Consider the following 19,040-nt stretch of genomic DNA (forward strand, 5'->3'; position numbering starts at 1 on the left):
ATAAAGCTTGGCAAGAGTATAAGAGCGGAGTACGCCCGGTCAAGCAGGGCGGACCCGAGGCGTCGCCCACCTCGAGCACCTCCCGCCTGAGGCTCGGGTGGCCAAGCGTCAAATCGAGTTCAGATCGCGAACGTCGTTGTACGCTCCGGCAAAGCCGCTTCCAGCGCGCTCACCCATTTGCGGGCCGGCAAGCCGAGTTGAGCTTCGATCAGCCGCGCACGCGCCTTCAATGCCGCAAATGGCACCGCAAGTGCCGGTCCCGAGAATGCCAGCGCAATGCGGTTGCCTTCGTGCACTTCGGGCAGCGCGATGACGCGGCCGTCGAATGCGACTTTAAGGTGCTTCATGTTGCGCACGAAGCTCGGATGGTCGCCGAACAGATTGATTGTGGCGACGCCCGCGTTGGTCAACGAGGCGCGCACCGCACGATAAAAGGCGACGCTGTCGAGCACGGGGCCGCGCGCGGTGGCATCGTACAGATCGATCTGCAGCGCACCGATCGTGCCGTGATTGGCGCGGTCGTGGACGAAGTCCCAAGCGTCGGCTTCATGCACCTTCAAACGGGCGTCGTCGGACGGAAGCGCAAACATCGTGCGCGCGGCAATGACGACTGCCGGGTTGAGCTCGACCGCTTCGACGTGAGCGCGGCGCAAAAAGCGGTAGGCGAATTTCGTCAGCGCGCCGGTGCCGAGCCCGAGTTGGACGATGCGCTCGGGCGTCTCGATGAAAAGAAGCCACGCCATCATCTGCTGCGCGTATTCGAGTTCGATGTGATCGGGTTTGCGAATGCGCATCGCGCCTTGCACCCATTCTGTGCCGAAGTGCAGATAGCGCACACCGCTTTCTTCGGAAAACGTGACGGGCGCAAAACGCGGTTTGCGCGGCATGTCGAGACGCGGCATGCCGACGCCCGGCGCGTCGTCGCGCGCCGCACGGCGAGCGGCGACACGTTTGCCGCCTGTGCGCCTTGCGTTCGGCATGTCGTGAGCAGCGTCGGCGAGATCCGGGCGGGCGGACTTGGTACGAAAAGCACGTGCTTCGGCAGAAGCGCGCTTGATGAGATCAGTCATATATGGATTCGCGCGGTGCGCCGGGTTGAATCGGACGAGAGCATAGCATCGTGCGTCACCGCGCAGCCCTTAGCTAGCGGCACCAGCCAGCGCGCCACCTCCCCTCGATAACACGCGACGGCCAGCTTCGATGTGGCTCGCTGCTTCGCCTATCTACCTAACGGCAGACTTCCCGCAGCCCTCGCTGCAGCAAAAAATGCGAGGCGGCTGCAGTGCGGCGCGACACCGCGTTGCAGCCGCCTCGCCGCGCGTTGTGTCTTCACGCGCCTCTTGCAAATATACATAAATAGGTATAACTTAACCGATGGATTCGTACATTAAACCGCTCTACTGGCTCGGCTCGGCGCGTAAGGATTTGAAGACGATGCCGGAGGCGGTCCAGGATACGTTTGGCTACGCACTGTATCTGGCTCAGACAGGGCGCAAGCACGCCGACGCAAAGCCGTTAAAGGGTTTCGGATCGGCTTGTGTGCTGGAGGTAGTCGAATCGGACCACACCGGCACTTTCCGTGCGGTGTACGTGGTGAAGCTGGGCAGCGCGGTATACGTACTGCACTGCTTTCAAAAGAAGTCAACGCGCGGCATCGCGGCGCCCGCGCCCGACATGAACATCATCCGCGAACGTCTTAAAACGGCCGAAGCGCATGCGAAAGGAGAAAAGTGATGGTTGAGATCGAACGCGGCAGCGGCAATGTATACGCCGATCTGGGCCTCCCCGATGCCGAGGAAATGCAGGTTAAGGCGCAACTCGCCACCAAGATTGGGGAGATTATCAAAGCGCGCCAATGGACCCAGCAGCAAGCGGCTCAGGTGCTCGGCATGACGCAACCCAAGCTGTCGAATATGCTGCGCGGACAGTTTCGCGGTATCAGTGAAACGAAGATGTTGGAATGTCTCGCGAAGCTCGGGCGCGATGTGCGCATTGTCGTAGGTCCGAGCCAGCCTTCCGAAGTCGAAGGACATATCGAAGTCGTATTCGCGGGCTAGGTGCGAGCCTGGGCTGCCTGCGCACACGCAATCGCTCGTGATGCGTCACCGTCATCCGTCAAGGCACGCGCGCAAGATGCCCGCGAGACGGCCCGCTTCGTCAGCGTCGACAATGTTCGCGAAGCCCATCACAAGCCCACGCGGCGTGCTTGGCGTGCGGCCGCTCGCATACCAGATCGAAAGCGGCAAAGTCGCGAGCCCCGCTTGGCGGGCCCGCGCTGCGACGGCGACATCGTCGACCGCGCCAGCCGCATCGTCGGCGAATCGCACCGCGAACTGAATGCCGCCAGCCGGCAAATCGACAATCATCCGCTGGCCAAACGCCTGCTCCAGCGCATGCACGATCAGCATGCGCCGCTCTCCGTACAATGCGCGCATCCGCTTCACATGGCGCGCAAAATGCCCCTGCTCGATGAAATCCGCCAGCGCGGCCTGCAATAGCGTAGGAGAACCGGCATTCATGCTGCACGCCACGCGCGCGACGCGCTCGACGGCACGCTCCGGCATCACCACATAGGCTAGCCGCAAACCGGGAAACATCACCTTGCTGAACGTGCCGCAATAGATGACGCGATCGTGCTGGTCGAGGCTTTTCAACGCCGGCAGCGGCCGGCCCACATAACGGAACTCGCTGTCGTAGTCGTCCTCGATGATCCAGCGAGACGCCTTGTTTGCCCACTCGAGCAATGCCATACGCCTGGCGAGCGACAACGTGTAGCCGAGCGGGCTTTGATGCGAAGGGGTGACCAGCGCGAAGCGCGCCTGCGCATCGCGTTCGATGCCGCGATCGACGTCGATTCCTTCCTCGTCGATCGGCACCGGCACCAGTTGCACGCCGGTCTCGGTTAAAAAGCTGCGCGCGAGCAGATAGCCGGGATCTTCGAACCACATGCGGTCGTTCGAACTCGCGAGACTGCGCAACACGAGTTCGAGCGTCGCGCGATAGCCACCGGTCACGAACACCTGCTCGGGCAGGCATGTCACGCCGCGCGAAAGGCCAAGATAAGTGGCGATGTGTTCACGCAGCGGCCGGTAGCCCACCGGGTCCGGGTAGGCAAGCATTGCGCGTTCGCCGCTGCGCGCACGGCGCGAAACGAGCCGGTTCCATATCTTGCGCGGAAACGCGTCGAGTGCGGGCAACCCCGCCTGCAACGGCCGCGGCTCGCCGCTCATCGCGACGGCGATGGCCCGTTGGCGCGAGGTCGGCTGATTATTGCGCGATGAGTCGAGCGTGATTGGCACGCCCTCCTCTTCCGAAGCCGGCCTATCGCGCACGTCGGGGTGACCCCGCCCAGCTGCCCGATGCGTTACCGCCACGGGCAGCGAAGGCGAGACGAACGTGCCCGCGGCGCCGCGCATCTGCAAGTACCCCTCGTCGACCAGTGTCGTATAGGCCAGCTCAACGGTGCCTCGCGCCGTATTCAGTTGCATGGCGAGCCCGCGCAGCGCCGGCACGCGGTCGCCAGGACGCAGATGTCCCGCCGCGATCGCCGTTCTGAAACGCTCGCAAATCTGCAGATAGATCGGCAACGGCTTGTGCCGATCGATTTCGACGGTCAATGCGGGGGAGCGTGCGGTCATGACGGTCTCTCGGGCAAGCGACGCAGAAACAACTTGGCCTAGTCATATCGACAATTCTTGGCCCTTATTCATAAGTCATGATTCTTCCACAATGACCGCAGGCAATGCGAGGGCAACAGTCAATTTCACGCGACGCCGCCACACCGAACGTCTCGCATGTCCGTCTATCCTTCTTTTGGAGAATTTCGATGAAGATTGTCGTAATCGGTGGTTCCGGCCTGATCGGCTCACGTCTTGTCGCGTTGCTCAACGAGGCGGGCCATACCGCGCTCGCGGCATCGCCCCGTACCGGCGTGAACACCGTGACGGGCGAAGGCCTGAGTCAGGCACTCGCACACGCCGACGTCGTCGTCGACGTGGCAAACGCGCCGTCGTGGGAGCCCCAAGCGGTGCTCGACTTCTTCCGCACGTCGGCGCGCAACCTGGGCAAAGCGGAAGTGGCTGCGGGCGTGCGCCATCACGTCGCGTTGTCTATCGTCGGCACCGACCGCATGCCCGACAACGCGTATTTCACCGCCAAGATGGCACAGGAAGAGGCGATCGAAGCGGCCGGCGTGCCTTATACGATCGTACGCGCGACGCAATTCATGGAGTTCATCGGCGGCATCGCGGATGCCGGCGCGCACGGCGGCACCGTGCACATCGGCGATGGCCTCTTTCAACCCATCGCCGCGAACGACGTCGCCGCATTGCTTGCTCAGGTCGCGCTCGCGGCACCCGTGAACGGCATCGTTGACATCGCCGGCCCAGAGCGCGCGCCGTTCGCGGAGATCGTGGCACGGTATCTGAAATTCGTAGGCGACGCCCGCCCAGCCGTAACGGATCGCGATGCGCGGTACTTCGGCGGCCGCGTCGAGGAGCACTCGCTCGTGCCGCTCGGCGATGCACGGCTTGGCCGCATCAGCCTCCAGCAATGGCTCGCGAACACCCGTGCGGAGTAATGCGATGAAAACGATCGTGTCGTTTGCAACAGCCCTGATGCTGTCGTCGTTGACGCTGGTGGCCGCGCGGCCGGCCGTGGCCGCGCCGCATGCGAGTGTCACGCAGTTGCGCACGGAACCGTTGCCTGAGTATCCGGGCAAGGAGGCCCAGATGATCGTCGTGGACTACCCTCCCGGTGCGGCCGACGCCGTGCATCGTCATAACGCGCACGCGTTTGTCTATGTGCTCGAGGGGAGCATCGTGATGGGCGTCAAAGGGGGCAAGGAGGTCACGCTCAAAGCCGGAGATACGTTCCACGAAGGGCCAAATGACATTCATACCGTCGGGCACAACGCGAGCGCCACGCAACCCGCCAAGTTTGTCGTGTTCCTGATCAAGGACAAGGGCGCACCTATTCTGATCCCCGCAAAGTAGCGGAGTCGACCGCGCTCGTGGATCGGCTGCAATGATGCCACGGCAGCCCGCGCGGCCGGTTTGCATCCGCAACGGAACCCGGTACTTCGAACTATGCGATGCGGTGATGCACCTCATCGTTGCTCACGAAGGCGGCCCGAAACCTCGGGCCGCCTTTCGTGCTTGTGTCCTGCTCGAAGCGGAAGTGATGGTCATGCCGAGCACTTCTGAAGGAAGTGCTGCGCCAGCCGAACATCTGCTACCGTGCGCCTGACGCTGCTTCGCGGGACACGAACCGCGTTGATAGGTGAAGGGAAGCAGTGGGCACATCGCCATTTCGCGATCCGGGCGTACCCTTCCGACAAGTCAGTGTTCGGCCGACACCGAAGCGGGTCAAAAGCACAGGACCGGATATGGAAATCAAGTGGATTGAAGACTTCATCGCGCTCGCCCGATATCAGAGCTTTTCACGGGCAGCCGAATTCCGCAGCGTGACTCAGTCGGGTTTTAGCCGGCGAATCCAGTCTCTGGAGCAATGGGTCGGCGCCGACCTGATCGATCGAAGCAGTTTTCCGCCGACACTGACACCCGCCGGGCGACTGTTTCAGGAAGCCGCGGAAGACCTTCTCGAAAAGCTTTTCGATACCCGCGCCATCATCCGTACCGAGCAAAGAATGGCCGGCAAAGGCCTGCAGATTGCAGCCGGCCATACCATCGCGCTGAACTTCCTTCCTGCGTGGTTGAAAACGCTCACCGCGCATTTCGGCGACGTCCGAGCCCGGGTCATTCCGACGAACGTGCACGACTCGATCCTGATGCTCGTCAACGGCAACTGCGAGCTGATGTTTGCTTATCACCATCCCAAGTTGCCGCTGCACCTGGACCCGACTCGGTACCAACATCTGACGGTAGGCATGGACACGTTCATGCCTGTATGCCGTCCCAACCAACGCTCCGGCCCTGCGTTTCGTCTGCCGGGAACCCCTAACCGGCCGCTGCCGTTCATTTCATACACGGAAACCAGCTATTTTGGCCGCTGCCTCGCGTTGCTGTTGAATCAGGCAACGACCGCGCCGGCACTGCAATTGCAGTACGAATCGGATATGGCAGAAGTCCTAAAAAGGCTCGTCGTAGAAGGCGAAGGTGTCGGATGGCTGCCCAAGAGTTCCATCATTGCCGAACTCGAATCAGGCGAACTGGTGTCTGCTGGACGCGCGCAATGGCAACTCGAGATTGAACTGCGGGTTTATCGCGATGCGTCGAATCACAGCGAGTTTATCGAGAAGCTGTGGGACCACATTCGGGCTGCGTCGCAGACGTTTTGATAGGGTTTTCACGTGTTATGCGGTTCTCGCATAAGCGCATGCGGTACTAGCATCGCCCTATTTTTGACTCTCCCTAATATCGTCCGTACAAGGTGTCGCAGCACAACCGCAGCACACCATTTCCGGACGAATCCAAATGAAGAACCGCCTCACGCTCACTATCTTCGTCGGCATGGTGCTCGGCGTTGTCGTCGGCTACCTCTGCCACCGATCGGTTACCGATGCTGCTCAAGCGAAAGTCATCGCGGGCTACTTCTCGATCATCACCGATATCTTTCTTCGTCTCGTGAAGATGATTATCGCGCCACTCGTCTTTGCGACGTTGGTATCCGGTCTTGCGGGCATGGCCGGAACAAGCGACGTTCGCCGCATCGGATTCCGATCGGTGGGTTGGTTCATGTGTGCATCACTCATTTCGCTCGCGCTCGGTCTTGTCCTGGCGAACGTCTTCAAACCGGGTGCCGGGCTGCATTTGATACAAACGAGTGCAGACGTCAGCACCGGCCTGAACACGGCCGGGCTGAACTTCAAGGATTTCGTGACCCATGCGTTTCCGACCAGCATCATCGATGCGATGGCCAGAAACGACATTCTGCAAATTCTCGTGTTCTCGGTGTTGTTCGGCGTCGTACTGAGCGTCATCAAGTCCGACTCGCGCACGGCGCCGCTGATTGCGGGCGTGGATGCGCTCGTGCCTGCCATGTTGAAGTTGACGGACTACGTGATGCGCCTCGCGCCAATTGGCGTATTCGGCGCGCTGGCCTCCGCGATTACCGTGCACGGACTAGATGTGCTGACCACGTACGGCAAGCTGATCGGCAGTTTCTACGCGGGGCTCGTGCTTCTGTGGACGCTTCTGATCCTCGTCGGCTACGGCTTTCTCGGCAAGAAAGTGTGGGCGCTGCTAAGGGCCGTTCGCGAGCCCGCGATGCTTGCATTTTCAACCGCAAGCAGCGAAGCCGCTTACCCGCGCTTGACGGAAAAGCTCGAAGCGTTCGGTGTCGACAAGAAGGTAGTGGGGTTCACCTTGCCGCTCGGATACGCGTTCAATCTGGACGGCTCGATGATGTACCAGGCTTTCGCCGCGATTTTCATCGCGCAGGCGTTCGGTATCGACATGCCGCTGGGTACCCAAATCATGATGTTGCTCGTGCTGATGCTGAGCAGCAAAGGCATGGCCGGCGTCGCGCGAGGCTCGGTGGTGGTCGTTGCCGCCGTCGCGCCGATGTTCCACTTGCCGCCATCGGGCGTCGTGCTGATCCTGGCCATCGATCAAGTCCTCGATATGGGTCGGACCGCGACCAATGTGATCGGCAACAGCATCGCCACCGCGGTCGTTGCAAAGTGGGAAGGCAAACGTGCGCTCAAGCAAGCGACTATCGCCGACGAAGCGGCCTTCGTTCAACTGCGGGGCGATGCAAGATGAAAGCGCGATGGGAAAGAAGCGTCCGCAAGTTTGGCGTCGTCGGCGGCCTCGGGCCTTTGGCGAGCGCGGACGTATTTTTCAAGCTCGTGAAATCGACTCCCGCAACGAGCGACGCCGAGCATGTCGATGTCATATTCGAGCAGCACTCTTTTCGAACATCAGGTGTTGGATCGGAAGCCACGACGGCGCGCAAGCTGTACATTTTCGATTTGATCAACGGCTTCGAAAAGCGAGGGGTGACGACCGTTGTGCTGCCCTGCTTCCTCAGTCACACCTTCATCGACGAACTGAAAGCGAACTCGCCGTTGGAGATCGTCGATATGGTCGAGGCTGTGCGCAGTCACGTTCGTCGAAAGTTTCCCGCGGCCCGTCAAGTCGGCGTACTCGCGTCTGATTACACCCGTCGAAAGGGTTTGTTCGAGAAGTACTTTTCGTCGCCTGAATTCGAGGTGATTCATCCTCGCCTGCAACAGAATATCGATCTCGTCACCGAGGCGGTGTATGGGTCCGATGGTGTGAAGAGCGGACACCTGAATGGACGGCCGGTCGAGCTTTTGCGCGCGGCATGTGAGGACCTTATCGCGCAGGGCGTCGACATCATCGTCCCGGGGCTGACCGAAATTGCGCTCGTAGCCGAGGGACTGGGAGCGCTGTCGGTGCCGCTAGTCGATTCGAATCTGGCGTACGCACAATACGTCGTATCAGGGCAGTACGCATCGACGGAAAGCCTATTCAAGGTAGGCATCGTCGGCGGCGTTGGACCCGCGGCCACCGTCGATTTCATCCGCAAAATCGTGCGCAACACGCCGGCAATACGGGACCAGGATCACATCAAACTGCTGGTTGAACAAAATCCGCAGATTCCGGACCGCACCGAGCACCTGATCGGTGATGGGCCCGACCCGACGGTCTCCCTGTACGCGACATGCAAAAAGCTCGAGTTGGGAGATGCCGACATCATCGCTATTCCCTGTAATACCGCGCACGCGTTTGTCGAACGTATCCAGCCGTACCTCGATATCCCCGTTGTGAATATGCTGACCGTGACCGTTCGTTACGTTCGCGAAAATTATCCTTCATTGCGTTCAGTCGGCGTATTGGCGACTTCGGGCACCGTCGAAAGCGGCATCTATGAAAAGGCGCTGATGTCGCAAGGGTTACAGCAGATCGTGCCCAGTTGCGCGTCGCAAGCGCGAGTGATGAACGCGATTTATGGCAACGAAGGCATCAAGGCGGGATTCACAACCGGGCAGTGTCAAGCCGATATCGCTGCGGCGATTGATGAATTCATTTCCCAAGGCGTTGAAGTCGTGATTCTCGGCTGCACTGAATTGCCGCTACTGCTGCAGCGGGAAACATTCGTTGGAACGAATGGCGCATCGGTCCGCTTGGTGGACCCCACGGATGTACTTGCCCGACAGTGCGTTGCGTACGCAACCGCGGCGAATCGACCGGCTAATCGAAATAAGGCTCCAATACCCCTTCGATCCAGTCCATGAAAGCCCGGACGCGCGGTGATAGGTTACGACGATGCGCCACGACGAGCGACGCGGCGAGGGGCTCAGGACGCAGGTCGGGCAGCACCTCCACGAGCGCCCCGCTTTCGAGGTAACGCGCAAGCGCCGAATATCCCGCCTGGATCAACCCAATGCCCGCAAGCCCGGCTGCATGATAGGTCTGCACACTGAGCAAGTTTGCAGACGCTCTGCCGCTGTATCGAATCGCCGCATTGCTACACCGTTTCGGGGGCGATCTCTCGCGCGGCACAGGCTGCAGCGCTCTATGCGGGCATCAAGCCTGACGCGGCATTGATGACCGACGGTTATGAACCATACAACGACATTGCCCGCGGCAACCAACTGGTGCATTTGGGCTGCTGGGCACATTCGCGTCGTTACATGATCGAAGCCGAAGAGAATCTGCCGAAGGCGCAGCGTGGTCGCGATCATCCTGTCAGCGAATTCATTCGACTGATCGGGCAACTCTTTGCGATCGAATCGCTGAGCGAAACCTGCAAGGCGAACCGCGTCGAACCGTACAGCTATCTCGTCGAGCTGTTCAAGGTACTGCCGCTCGCAAAAACCGGCAACGACTATGAGGCGCTGTTGCCGTGGCGCCTCATCCCCTCCGCAGACTGACGCACAACCGGTCGCCCCGAGCAAGCCACGTGGTTTATTGCACGCTTACAATAGATCCGATACTTGTCGTGTCGCGGAAGCGCCGCTTCTCGAGTGCTTTTATGTGTCGTCATGGTCACTGTTACCAAACGAACGGAATCAAGCGATATTTCACTTTGTTCTGATATTCCGTATAACCGACGAGATCGCGAACAAGCACCTGTTCTTCGCTCTTTATCCGGAAATAGAGAACAACCAGGAGAAGGGGTGTCAGCGCGAGCGTATGCCAAGAGCCAAGCGCAAGCGGCGTACCGATGATCAGAAATAGCGTGCCAAAATACATTGGATGACGCACCCAAGCATACACGCCCGTGTCCACAACCTTCTGTCCTTCTTCGACACGCACATTGGCGGCCGCATAGCTATTGACTCTGGAGACAAGATAAAACACATAAAATGAGAAGGCTGTGAGCGCATCGCCGATGATTGATACGTACCACGGCACGGGAGACCATGCATATCGCCAATCAAGCGGTGGCAATACGACGAGTGCGATAAACGCCACGATGATAAACCGTACTATTATTTTCTGGGCCGGTTCGTTCTCATGCGACGGACCCACCTGCTGGCGCCGAGCCAAGAGTGCCGGGGCGTACATGATGAGATAGATCGTATAGAGAAGGGATGCTCCAATAACAGTGGCGAGATACGCCCAGCCCTGCCAATAATTGAACGTCCACGCCGGCGTAAATATGAGGGCGAAGAACGCGAGGATGCCAAACACACTGTCGAGAATCGATTTCTTGTTCATCGTGCAAAGCGTAGCACTTCCGGAAGGATCGCATTAAGACCCGTCTCGGCGGGCCCGTTACCTATCTTCATGCGTGGATCATGTCAGTCGGCTTATGCTTATTCCGTTCGATCTGCCTCAGCCATCCCCATCCCTCAATTACCGGTCTCGAGAACGCTAAAAGGTGCTAGCTTTCGACGGCGTGCATCGGCTGCAATAACTCTTAGTCTCAGCTTCGGATCAAATTCCCGGCGCAAGAGCGGAGCCTGCCGACTCGGGCTCGCGCTTGTATGCTCGCTGAGTGAGAATCAATGTCGATTTCTATCGGATAAAGGCGATGGGGATCCGTCCCATACAGCGCTTACGGCACCACTCCTGTCCCTCGACTCGGAAGTGTGGTTTTCCGCCGACGACTTCGGCTGGGGTTATTACGCTCTTTCGCTGTCTTCTGAAGTAGTTTGCGAACAGCTTGGCGCTGCAAATGAGGCCCCGAAGCAATTGATGCTTGCGGGCCGACGCAAATCTTCACTTTTCTCGTTGCGGGTTGCGGGTTGCGAGTCTCGAATCCGCCGGCTATTCTCTAGACAAGAAACCAATTTGCGTTTGAGCAGGCACTGCCGCTACCGTCGAGCCAGCATGCCAATATCGTTCGACGAGAGTTGGAGCGTCAACCCAACCGGCGCCTATGTCGACGCCGTTCCATCCGAATCCATTGGCCCCTCGTCCGCCCCGGTACGTCGGCACGGGCGAGGCCCACGCGTATTTCATCACCGCAGGTGAGGTAATCGTTCTCTTCGTTCAGCAGGTCGCCGCTTAGCGCGCCGCTCGGAACGAACGCTTGTAGAAACAAACTTGTGTAACACGGACGGTATGGCAATGCCTCAGGGAGATGTCGATGTACGTTGGCACCTATAGTGCGTGGCTCGTCGTGCTGTCCTTGTTGGTCGCGATCCTCGCTTCCTATACAGCCTTGGACATGGGCGGCAGGGTTGCTGCCGGCCAAGGGCGCAGCGTGCATGGGTGGCTTATTGCAGGTGCGTTTGCCATGGGAGTAGGGATCTGGTCGATGCACTTCATCGGCATGCTGGCCTTTAGTTTGCCGATTAAAGTGGGCTACGATCCAACGCTCACGTTCCTGTCATTACTCATCGCCGTCATCTCGTCGGCTATTGCCCTGTGGCTGATCAGCCAACCGGCGTTGCCTCGGTTTCGCCTGGTCTGCGGGGCAATGCTGATGGGCATGGGTATTGCTGGCATGCACTACATGGGCATGGCAGCGATGCTCATGGCCCCCGCGATTCAGTACGCAGCTTCGTGGTTCCTCCTGTCCATCGCCATTGCCGTCCTGGCCTCGGGGGCCGCGCTATGGATTGCCTTTCGGCTGCGCCATCATTCGCCCCGCGTCAGGCTGCTGCGCACGGGGGCAGCCGTAGTCATGGGCTTCGCCATTGTTGGCATGCATTACACCGGCATGGCGGCCGCGCGATTTCCTCTGGGTAGCGTCTGTGAAGCCGCACGCACCGGCGTGAATGCGGAATGGTTGGCGAATTTGATCATCGTCGGCACGGTCGCCATCATGGCAATCGCGTTGACCTTCTCGATACTCGACCGGCGGCTACAGGCACGCACCGCTGCGTTGGCGGCGTCGCTTGCTCGCGCTGAGGAACTGGCCTACCTCGCGCTTCACGATAATCTCACCAAGCTACCCAATCGCGCACTGTTGGAGCAGCGCCTGGAGCGGGCAATCCGCAACGCGGTTCGCGACAACCGCCAAATCGCCGTGATCTTCGTGGACCTGGACGGCTTCAAGGCAATCAATGATGCACTTGGCCACCATGTGGGTGATCTATTGCTAGTCGACGTCGCCCGGCGCATATGCGCATCCGTAGGCGCGGAGGAAACTGTTGCTCGCATGGGTGGGGACGAGTTCGTCTTGCTCGTCAATATTGGAGAAGCAGCCGATGCTGCAATCGTGGCCGAACACATCCTCACCTCCCTTAACAAGCAAATTGAGATAGAAGGCCATGAACTACGCGTGTCGGCCAGCCTTGGTATTGCCGTCTACCCGGGCAGCGGCGAACATTCGCATGAGCTGCTGATCAATGCCGACGCAGCGATGTATCGTACGAAGGCCCTGGGGCGAAACGGCTACTGCTTCTACGACGTTTCGATGAACGTGAACGCGCACGCGCACTTACAGCTCCTTCAGGATCTGCGACTGGCATTGGAGCAAGACGAGTTGGTGCTGCACTATCAACCAAAATTCAAGGTGCCGCACGGTCCGGTGGTCGGTGTGGAAGCCCTCGTGCGCTGGGCGCATCCGACGGCCGGGCTCATTCCGCCGGATCAGTTCATCCCGCTGGCGGAGAAGGCCGGCTTGATCGTGCCGATCGGGGAATGGGTGCTAAACGAAGCATGCCGGCAAATGGCGCAGTGGCGAGACGCCGGTTGCACAAGTTGGAGCGTGGCGGTCAACTTGTCGGTCATGCAGTTTCGCCATTCGACGTTGGTCCAGACAGTCCGTGCGGCGCTCGAGAGCCATGCGCTGGAGCCGCACCAGCTAACTTTGGAAGTTACCGAATCGACGGCCATGGGTGACGTGGAAGCCAGCATGATCATCCTTCAGCAACTCCATGAGATGGGTGTTCAGATCGCGATCGACGATTTTGGTACGGGCTATTCGAGTCTCCTCTATCTCAAGCGTCTGCCCGCGGACGAGTTGAAGATCGACCGCGGGTTTGTACGCGATCTCATGGCCAGCACGGAGGACATCGCGATCGTGTCGGCCATCGTGGCCCTCGGCAAGACGCTTAATCTTCGAGTTGTGGCCGAAGGCGTCGAGACGCTGGAGCAACAAGCATTTCTCTCGCGCGTTGGCTGCGATGCTCTGCAAGGATTCTTGCTTGGACGACCGATGCCGGCCAGTCAGGTTACCGAAGCATTGGTGCTGCACACTTCACCGACGGAACGCCAGCGAGAGTTCGCCGGGCAGACGCGCGAACTGCACCTGGATGACTTCGTGACAAGCGCCGAATCGGGAATGAGGGCACGCTCGGCTGCTCGGTTAGGGCGGCTAGAAGGCTAAGTGTTCAGGCAAAACGGATTTCAACTTCTGAGCCGTAGCCGGCGAGCAGCTTCCCGATCTGAGCATCGATGCTCGCGCCGGCATAGAAATAGGCTGCTTCGCGAACTTGGGCGTAAATCGCTGACGTATCAGTAGGGCTCCCAGTTCTTGCTCGGTTGGAAATAGCCGTGGCGCTCGCGGCCTGTCAGGCCCTCCATGAAGGGCTCCATTCTGGCGACCAGAGAGTAGTTGCCTCCAAGCGATATCGCGTAGCCGTCACGTTCGTGCTTGATAGCATCATATCAAGGGCTCTGCGCTCACACCGTCAGACGCGGCTCGGCAATTGGCTGTTGGTATCTCGGAAGCTGCCGTTGATTTCGCGATACGTCGAGGGGCTGAAGTGGGTCGACACCTGAGCTTGACAAAAAACGCCGAACGAATGCGCCAGGTACGAGAACAACGGCTAAAGACGCCCTTTGTCAGCGCAGGTCTGCAAGACCGCACCGACAAACCGTCGTAGCAGGCTTTCCACTCTGTACGAAAAAGGTCAATCCGACGAGCACGATCGAGGCCGCCGCTGCAAAACAGTAGACCGGTTGGAACGAGCCGAATACTGTTTTGCACAACCCGCCGAGCACGTTTCCCAACGCGCCACCTACGCCGAACGCAGCTTCACAAATTCCGCATGCAATGGCGGCGAGCGCCGGCGCGCTGATCTTGCCAACATACGCGTGCAGCAAGCCGAAGATCGGAAAAAACGAAAAGCCGAAGGCGATTGCCGCGACCGCAAGCGCATAACCGCCAGGGCGCGACGCCGCGACAAGAGATGCGCAGAACAACAGCACGCCCGCACTGACGAGAGCGGTGCGCATCCCGTCGCGCTGCGCGGGGCCTGCTTGGTCGCGAACACTGCGCATGTCGCCAATCATGCCGAGCGCCAGGCCGCTTACGGCACCGACCAGACCCACGAGCGCCCACGCGTGTGCCGTGACGTCGAGACCCAGATGCAGGTCGTCATGCGAATAGGCCGAGAAGTAGGTGATATACGGTACGCCGGCAAAACCGCACAGCACTGCAATCGCATACGCCAGCAGATAACGTCGCGCGAATATCTGGCGAGCCGTTGAGCCGGCGCGTGGCCGCGCAGTACGACCGGGAAGGGTAGTACGTGTCTGCAAGCGATCAAGTCGTGCGAACACGGTGATTAGCGTGGCGCTTAACACCGCTGTCAGCGCTGCACTGACGAGCCAGATGGAGCGCCAGCCCCAGGAAGCCAGCAATGCCGGCACCATCAATCCGTTCAGCAGGACACCATAGTTGGTTCCGCTCGAAATGACGCCAATCGCTTTTGCCTGATGTCGCTCATCGATCAGCGGGGTGATCAGCAACATCATCGGTACCCAGGTCGTCGCCGCGCAGGCGTTGAGCGCGATCAGCACGCTGCCCATCACCCAGGCCTCATCGGCGAATGCCAGGAACCCGAGGCCGATGGCCGAAAGCGCAGTCGCGACAAGCACGACTCTGGCCGGCCCGAAGCGGGTGGCCGCGAATCCCGAGAGAAGCGCCATCGCGACGTTGGCAAGCTGCCGTGCGGCCGTGATGAAACCGGCCTGCGCGTAGTCAAAGCCAAGACTGTGCTTCATCTCAGGCAGAAGGACGGGAAACAGATAGACGCCAAATCCATACGTCGCGGCAATCACGGCGCTCAGCAACAGCGTGAGCGCGAATTGATGTGAAGCTCGGGGCAAGGTGTCCATCGCAGCTATCGGAGAAGGTCATGTGTTTTATTCTCCGGGGCGCAGCTTAATGATGGAAATGATTTAATTTACTATCATTCATTAAGTTGCTTCATCATTTAGACCATGAACCTCGATCCTGCACTTTTGCACGCTTTTGTTGCCGTCACGGAAGCCGGTGGCTTCACGAAAGCGGCGCGGCGGCTACACCTGACGCAATCCGCGATCAGCCACCAGATCCGGCGGCTCGAAGAAGAAATCGGGCGGCCGCTTCTATACCGCACCACGCGCAGTCTGACCTTGACCGAAGACGGCGAGGATTTCCTGCGCTACGCGTTGCAGATTCTGGAGGCGATGGAGGCGGTAACCCGGCGCTTTCACTCCTCGCCTGTGACGGGAAGCGTGCGCTTCGGTGCGCCGGATATTTTCATGGGCGAGCGGCTCCCCGTGCTGCTCACGCAATTTTCGCGTGCGTATCCGAACGTGCGGCTCGACGTGAGCGTCGGGATGAGCCTCGATTCGCAGAGGATGGTCGACGCGCACGAGCTGGATCTGGCCGTGGTGCTCTGCGCGCGTCCCGAAACGGATCACAGCGAGAAAGGCGTCGTGTTGCGGCGGACCCGGTTTGTCTGGGCCGCCGCGGAGTCATTCGACATGCGCGAGGGCGCATCGTTGCCGTTGGCGTTTTTTCCGGCACCGTGCGTCAACCGGCGCGTGGCCATCAATGCGCTCGAGGGCTTGCCGGTCGACTGGCATGTCGCCTTTACATCGTCGAGCCAGTCGGGGATTCGCGCGGCTGTCATGACCGGGCTCGCGATCGCGCCCTTCACCTACGACGATCTGGAGCCCGGCATCGCGGTCATCGACGGACGATACGGCTTGCCGCCCTTGCCCGAGGCGGAATTCAGACTGCTCTGGGGTAACGGCGAAAAGACGCTGGCCGTGCAGGAATTCGGTCGCCTCGTTCTGGATACGCCGGGTGAACGTCCGTTCCAGACGCGCGACACGTCGATCACGTCAACCGGGTAGAGCGCCGGGTCGATCGCATGGCTACGCGCGGCGCACGATCTCGACGCGGTGCGCGCGTACCTGCACTCCTGCCATAAGCAGATGTGCGCCCGCCGACGCTCGAGCGGCACTTCCGCAGTAGGACATGGGCCGATTGCAAAAGACCGCGTTCGGGCCAGAGACGACCGGTCATTGACGCCCATCAATGACCGCTGATCGATCAGCTCGCGCTCAGTGCCGCCTTTCTAAACACAATCAGTCGCTCCAACCGCCGCCGTGGATCGCTCCGCCACCATCGTCGCTCGTACTGGCAGCGCAATGGCCGGATACTGGCGGAAGATTCAGGGTTTTTGGGGGATTTCTGTGTCGCCCGTGCGTGTCACTGTGCTGACGCTGCTTGCAATGGTCGCGTTTGCAGCGAATTCGTTGCTATGCCGGCTGGCCCTCAAGGGCACCGGCGCCGATGCAGCGAGTTTTACGTCGATCCGTATCGCGTCAGGCGCCCTCGCGCTCTCGATGATAGTGCTGCTCCGAGGCGGCAGGCTGGGCGGCGCCGGAAATTGGCTGTCGGCGTTGGCGCTGTTCGCCTATGCGGCCGCATTCTCGTTTGCATACCGGAGCCTGCCGGCGTCCACCGGGGCCCTGCTTCTGTTCGGCGCTGTCCAGACGACGATGATCGGCTACGGCATCCGAAAAGGCGAACGCTTCGATAGGCGGCAATGGATCGGATTGACATGCGCGTTGGCAGGTCTTGCCGGGCTGCTGCTTCCCGGTCTCTTTGCGCCACCTCCCGGAGGCGCTGTCCTTATGCTCGGCGCCGGCGTGGCTTGGGGCATCTATTCGTTGCGCGGCAAGGGCGCGGGAAACCCCACCGCGGTGACGGCCGGCAACTTCCTGCGCGCAATCCCACTTACCGCCGCACTCAGCGCCGCGATGTCCGCTCACGCTTCGATTGATTGCGCCGGTTTCTGGTATGCGGCGGGTTCGGGCGCGGTGGCCTCCGGCATCGGCTACGCCATCTGGTACGCAGCGTTGCCCGGTCTGAAAGCCGGCAATGCGGCCACGGTGCAGTTGAGTGTGCCGGTCATCGCAACGCTCGGCGCAGTCGTCTTTCTTGGAGAGAGCGTGACCCTCCGAATCGTGTTGGCCTCGGCAGCAATCCTCGGAGGCATTGCGTTGGTTGTGGTGCGTCGGGGAACCCAGCAGGACAGGCGCGCGTAAAAACACAGCGAGCCGCGAACCCACTGCCAGTACTGGCAGTTGCCGATGCGCTCGGGGGGCTCGCCATTGCCGCGTATTCGAACTTCTTGAAGCGGAAGCAGTGACTGCTGCCGCTGGCAATTCATTGCTGCAATCGTCATGAGGGAAGGCGCCAGACACCTTCCACCTCGACCAAACTGAGCAATCGCTTGCTGACGGCCAGCCTCAGACGGATGCCAACTGCTGCCATATCGCAAGCTTTTGTGGATACTGGATTGCGGCATGGGCCGGACTGCTGGATGGCATTCGCAAAAGCCGGTATTGCTGCGCACGCTCACCCAGTGCCTTCATCCCGATCGTCTCGGCCTTGGCGCCGTTGAATGCGACGACCGCCAGATTAGGTAACGTATCAATGAGACCGATCAGATCGTTGCTGGCATGGTCGCGGATGCAGCTATCGAGACTACCGATCCGACGCGCCTCGGCAACCACGTCCCATAAACCTATCCTGTGATCCAACAGCACACGCAGCCTCTCGGTATAGGCAAGTTCGACGAGAGGCGCACCGATCGTGTCGCCCACTAACTTCCAAAACAAATTTCGAGGGTGGGCATAGTATTGCGCTTGCGCGATCGATACCTCACCCGGCAAGCTGCCGAGAATCAATACCCGCGTGTTCGCATCTACGATCGGCGGGAAGCAACGTTTATACGTCATCAACTACACCTCTGCGACGACCCCGCGAATGGCGTCTATTGCCTTTTGCGATCGCATGTCATCTGTTTCGATAACACAAGCTCGCCGCCGTCGGCATGATCCGCGCACGCAGCACGAGCGAGCCGCTCCCAAAGCGCAGGCAGCATGCACTCGGTCACCATCAGCGGCGCGCCGTGCCGCACGAAAACAGAACGACGCGCAGCAAATGCATGCGTCGGCTCACCACGAACGTCTTTACAAGCAAGCGCAAACAACGGATGACGGGCCGTCAGCCGTGCGCTGACAAGCATCGAGCGCGAGACGTCGCGGTCGTGATAAAGCAGTTCGGCCAGCGGACGCGTGCGAAGACGTCGCATCGATTGCCAGATACCCCGGCTCTCGGCGAGCGGTGCGATGCTGTGCGCCACGACGAACGGCACGCCATTCACTTCGAGCACGACCTCGCGCACCCACACGGGAGCACGCGGCGCAATGCCAAGCGCCGCGTGCTCGTCGGACCAAGCGAGCGTGACAGCCTCGCGCGTCACACGCACGGCAACCGCGCCGAGGCGGCTCAAATGCGCCGTCAGCGATCCGCCCCGCGTGAGCCAGTCCTTCTGATCGGCGGTGAAAGATGGATGCGGGCTCGTGCGCCAGATGGAACCGGCAGCGAGCCAGCGCGGCGACCCGTCGTCACGCATCCGT

At 60.3% G+C, this 19,040-nt stretch carries 16 protein-coding genes and 2 pseudogenes; 11 read left to right on the forward strand and 7 right to left on the reverse strand.

All coding sequences use genetic code 11. The features are described from left to right. Nucleotides 1-119: 119 nt before the first annotated feature. Entirely contained in the window at nt 120-1,070 is a 951-nt protein-coding gene (locus ACSQ20_RS14775) for a spermidine synthase (RefSeq protein WP_436021156.1), read from the reverse strand. Between the two features lie 304 nt (nt 1,071-1,374). On the opposite strand from ACSQ20_RS14775, the gene ACSQ20_RS14780 reads away from it, so the two are divergent. Both ACSQ20_RS14780 and ACSQ20_RS14785 read left to right on the forward strand, forming a co-directional pair. After that, on the forward strand, nt 1,375-1,734 hold the full coding sequence (locus tag ACSQ20_RS14780) for a type II toxin-antitoxin system RelE/ParE family toxin (RefSeq protein WP_436021158.1): 360 nt from the start codon (nt 1,375-1,377) through the stop codon (nt 1,732-1,734). Next, nucleotides 1,734-2,057, forward strand: a complete 324-nt coding sequence (locus tag ACSQ20_RS14785; protein WP_436021160.1) for a helix-turn-helix domain-containing protein — start codon at nt 1,734-1,736, stop codon at nt 2,055-2,057. The genes ACSQ20_RS14780 and ACSQ20_RS14785 overlap by 1 nt, the downstream gene beginning before the upstream one ends. 51 nt (nt 2,058-2,108) lie before the next feature. Here ACSQ20_RS14785 and ACSQ20_RS14790 read toward each other — a convergent pair whose 3' ends face one another. Further along, the gene (locus tag ACSQ20_RS14790; RefSeq protein ID WP_436021162.1) at nt 2,109-3,638 is read right to left on the reverse strand and encodes a PLP-dependent aminotransferase family protein; all 1,530 of its coding nucleotides are present in this window, start codon (nt 3,636-3,638) and stop codon (nt 2,109-2,111) included. A 188-nt stretch (nt 3,639-3,826) separates the two neighbouring features. Here ACSQ20_RS14790 and ACSQ20_RS14795 point away from each other — a divergent pair, with 188 nt between their 5' ends. From ACSQ20_RS14795 to ACSQ20_RS14815, 5 genes are all read left to right on the forward strand, one after another. Beyond that, the gene (locus ACSQ20_RS14795) at nt 3,827-4,579 is read left to right on the forward strand and encodes an SDR family oxidoreductase (protein ID WP_436021164.1); all 753 of its coding nucleotides are present in this window, start codon (nt 3,827-3,829) and stop codon (nt 4,577-4,579) included. Nucleotides 4,580-4,583: 4 nt separating this feature from the next. After that, a complete protein-coding gene (locus tag ACSQ20_RS14800; RefSeq protein ID WP_436021166.1) occupies nt 4,584-4,994 on the forward strand; it encodes a cupin domain-containing protein in 411 nt (136 codons plus the stop codon). A gap of 392 nt (nt 4,995-5,386) precedes the next feature. Continuing rightward, the gene (locus tag ACSQ20_RS14805; protein WP_436021168.1) at nt 5,387-6,298 is read left to right on the forward strand and encodes a LysR substrate-binding domain-containing protein; all 912 of its coding nucleotides are present in this window, start codon (nt 5,387-5,389) and stop codon (nt 6,296-6,298) included. A 136-nt stretch (nt 6,299-6,434) separates the two neighbouring features. After that, nucleotides 6,435-7,724: a dicarboxylate/amino acid:cation symporter gene (locus tag ACSQ20_RS14810; RefSeq protein ID WP_436021170.1), complete on the forward strand. Its 1,290-nt coding sequence runs from the start codon at nt 6,435-6,437 to the stop codon at nt 7,722-7,724. Further along, nucleotides 7,721-9,223, forward strand: a complete 1,503-nt coding sequence (locus tag ACSQ20_RS14815) for an amino acid racemase (RefSeq protein WP_436021172.1) — start codon at nt 7,721-7,723, stop codon at nt 9,221-9,223. Before ACSQ20_RS14810 ends, ACSQ20_RS14815 begins: the two co-directional genes overlap by 4 nt. Here the strand turns inward: ACSQ20_RS14815 and ACSQ20_RS14820 are convergent. Then, nucleotides 9,180-9,410 (reverse strand): annotated as a pseudogene (locus tag ACSQ20_RS14820) (LysR substrate-binding domain-containing protein); the annotation flags it as partial. The gene ACSQ20_RS14815 and the pseudogene ACSQ20_RS14820 sit on opposite strands and share 44 nt — an antisense overlap. On the opposite strand from ACSQ20_RS14820, the pseudogene ACSQ20_RS14825 reads away from it, so the two are divergent. Next, nucleotides 9,409-9,862: pseudogene (locus ACSQ20_RS14825) on the forward strand (IS66 family transposase); the annotation flags it as partial. The pseudogenes ACSQ20_RS14820 and ACSQ20_RS14825 overlap by 2 nt on opposite strands. 121 nt (nt 9,863-9,983) lie before the next feature. On the opposite strand, the gene ACSQ20_RS14830 reads toward ACSQ20_RS14825, so the two are convergent. Further along, nucleotides 9,984-10,652, reverse strand: coding sequence for an isoprenylcysteine carboxylmethyltransferase family protein (locus tag ACSQ20_RS14830; protein ID WP_436021174.1), 669 nt, complete (start codon nt 10,650-10,652; stop codon nt 9,984-9,986). Between the two features lie 874 nt (nt 10,653-11,526). Here ACSQ20_RS14830 and ACSQ20_RS14835 point away from each other — a divergent pair. Beyond that, nucleotides 11,527-13,716, forward strand: a complete 2,190-nt coding sequence (locus ACSQ20_RS14835) for a putative bifunctional diguanylate cyclase/phosphodiesterase (protein WP_436021176.1) — start codon at nt 11,527-11,529, stop codon at nt 13,714-13,716. 458 nt (nt 13,717-14,174) lie between these two features. Here the strand turns inward: ACSQ20_RS14835 and ACSQ20_RS14840 are convergent, their stop codons facing one another. Continuing rightward, complete coding sequence (locus tag ACSQ20_RS14840) at nt 14,175-15,452, reverse strand: MFS transporter (protein ID WP_436021178.1); 1,278 nt, start codon at nt 15,450-15,452, stop codon at nt 14,175-14,177. Between the two features lie 105 nt (nt 15,453-15,557). Here ACSQ20_RS14840 and ACSQ20_RS14845 point away from each other — a divergent pair, with 105 nt between their 5' ends. Both ACSQ20_RS14845 and ACSQ20_RS14850 read left to right on the forward strand, forming a co-directional pair. Beyond that, nucleotides 15,558-16,460, forward strand: a complete 903-nt coding sequence (locus tag ACSQ20_RS14845; protein ID WP_436021180.1) for a LysR family transcriptional regulator — start codon at nt 15,558-15,560, stop codon at nt 16,458-16,460. 342 nt (nt 16,461-16,802) lie between these two features. Further along, nucleotides 16,803-17,660, forward strand: a complete 858-nt coding sequence (locus ACSQ20_RS14850) for a DMT family transporter (RefSeq protein WP_436021182.1) — start codon at nt 16,803-16,805, stop codon at nt 17,658-17,660. A 204-nt stretch (nt 17,661-17,864) separates the two neighbouring features. Here ACSQ20_RS14850 and ACSQ20_RS14855 read toward each other — a convergent pair whose 3' ends face one another. Together ACSQ20_RS14855 and ACSQ20_RS14860 are read right to left on the reverse strand one after the other, a co-directional pair. After that, nucleotides 17,865-18,356, reverse strand: a complete 492-nt coding sequence (locus ACSQ20_RS14855; protein ID WP_436021184.1) for a DNA-deoxyinosine glycosylase — start codon at nt 18,354-18,356, stop codon at nt 17,865-17,867. Nucleotides 18,357-18,391: 35 nt separating this feature from the next. Beyond that, nucleotides 18,392-19,036 (reverse strand): chorismate--pyruvate lyase family protein, encoded by a 645-nt coding sequence (locus ACSQ20_RS14860; protein WP_436021186.1) that lies wholly within the window; start codon nt 19,034-19,036, stop codon nt 18,392-18,394. Nucleotides 19,037-19,040 lie beyond the last annotated feature (4 nt).

This window comes from Trinickia sp. LjRoot230 (genome assembly GCF_964253315.1).
Taxonomy (GTDB): domain Bacteria; phylum Pseudomonadota; class Gammaproteobacteria; order Burkholderiales; family Burkholderiaceae; genus Trinickia.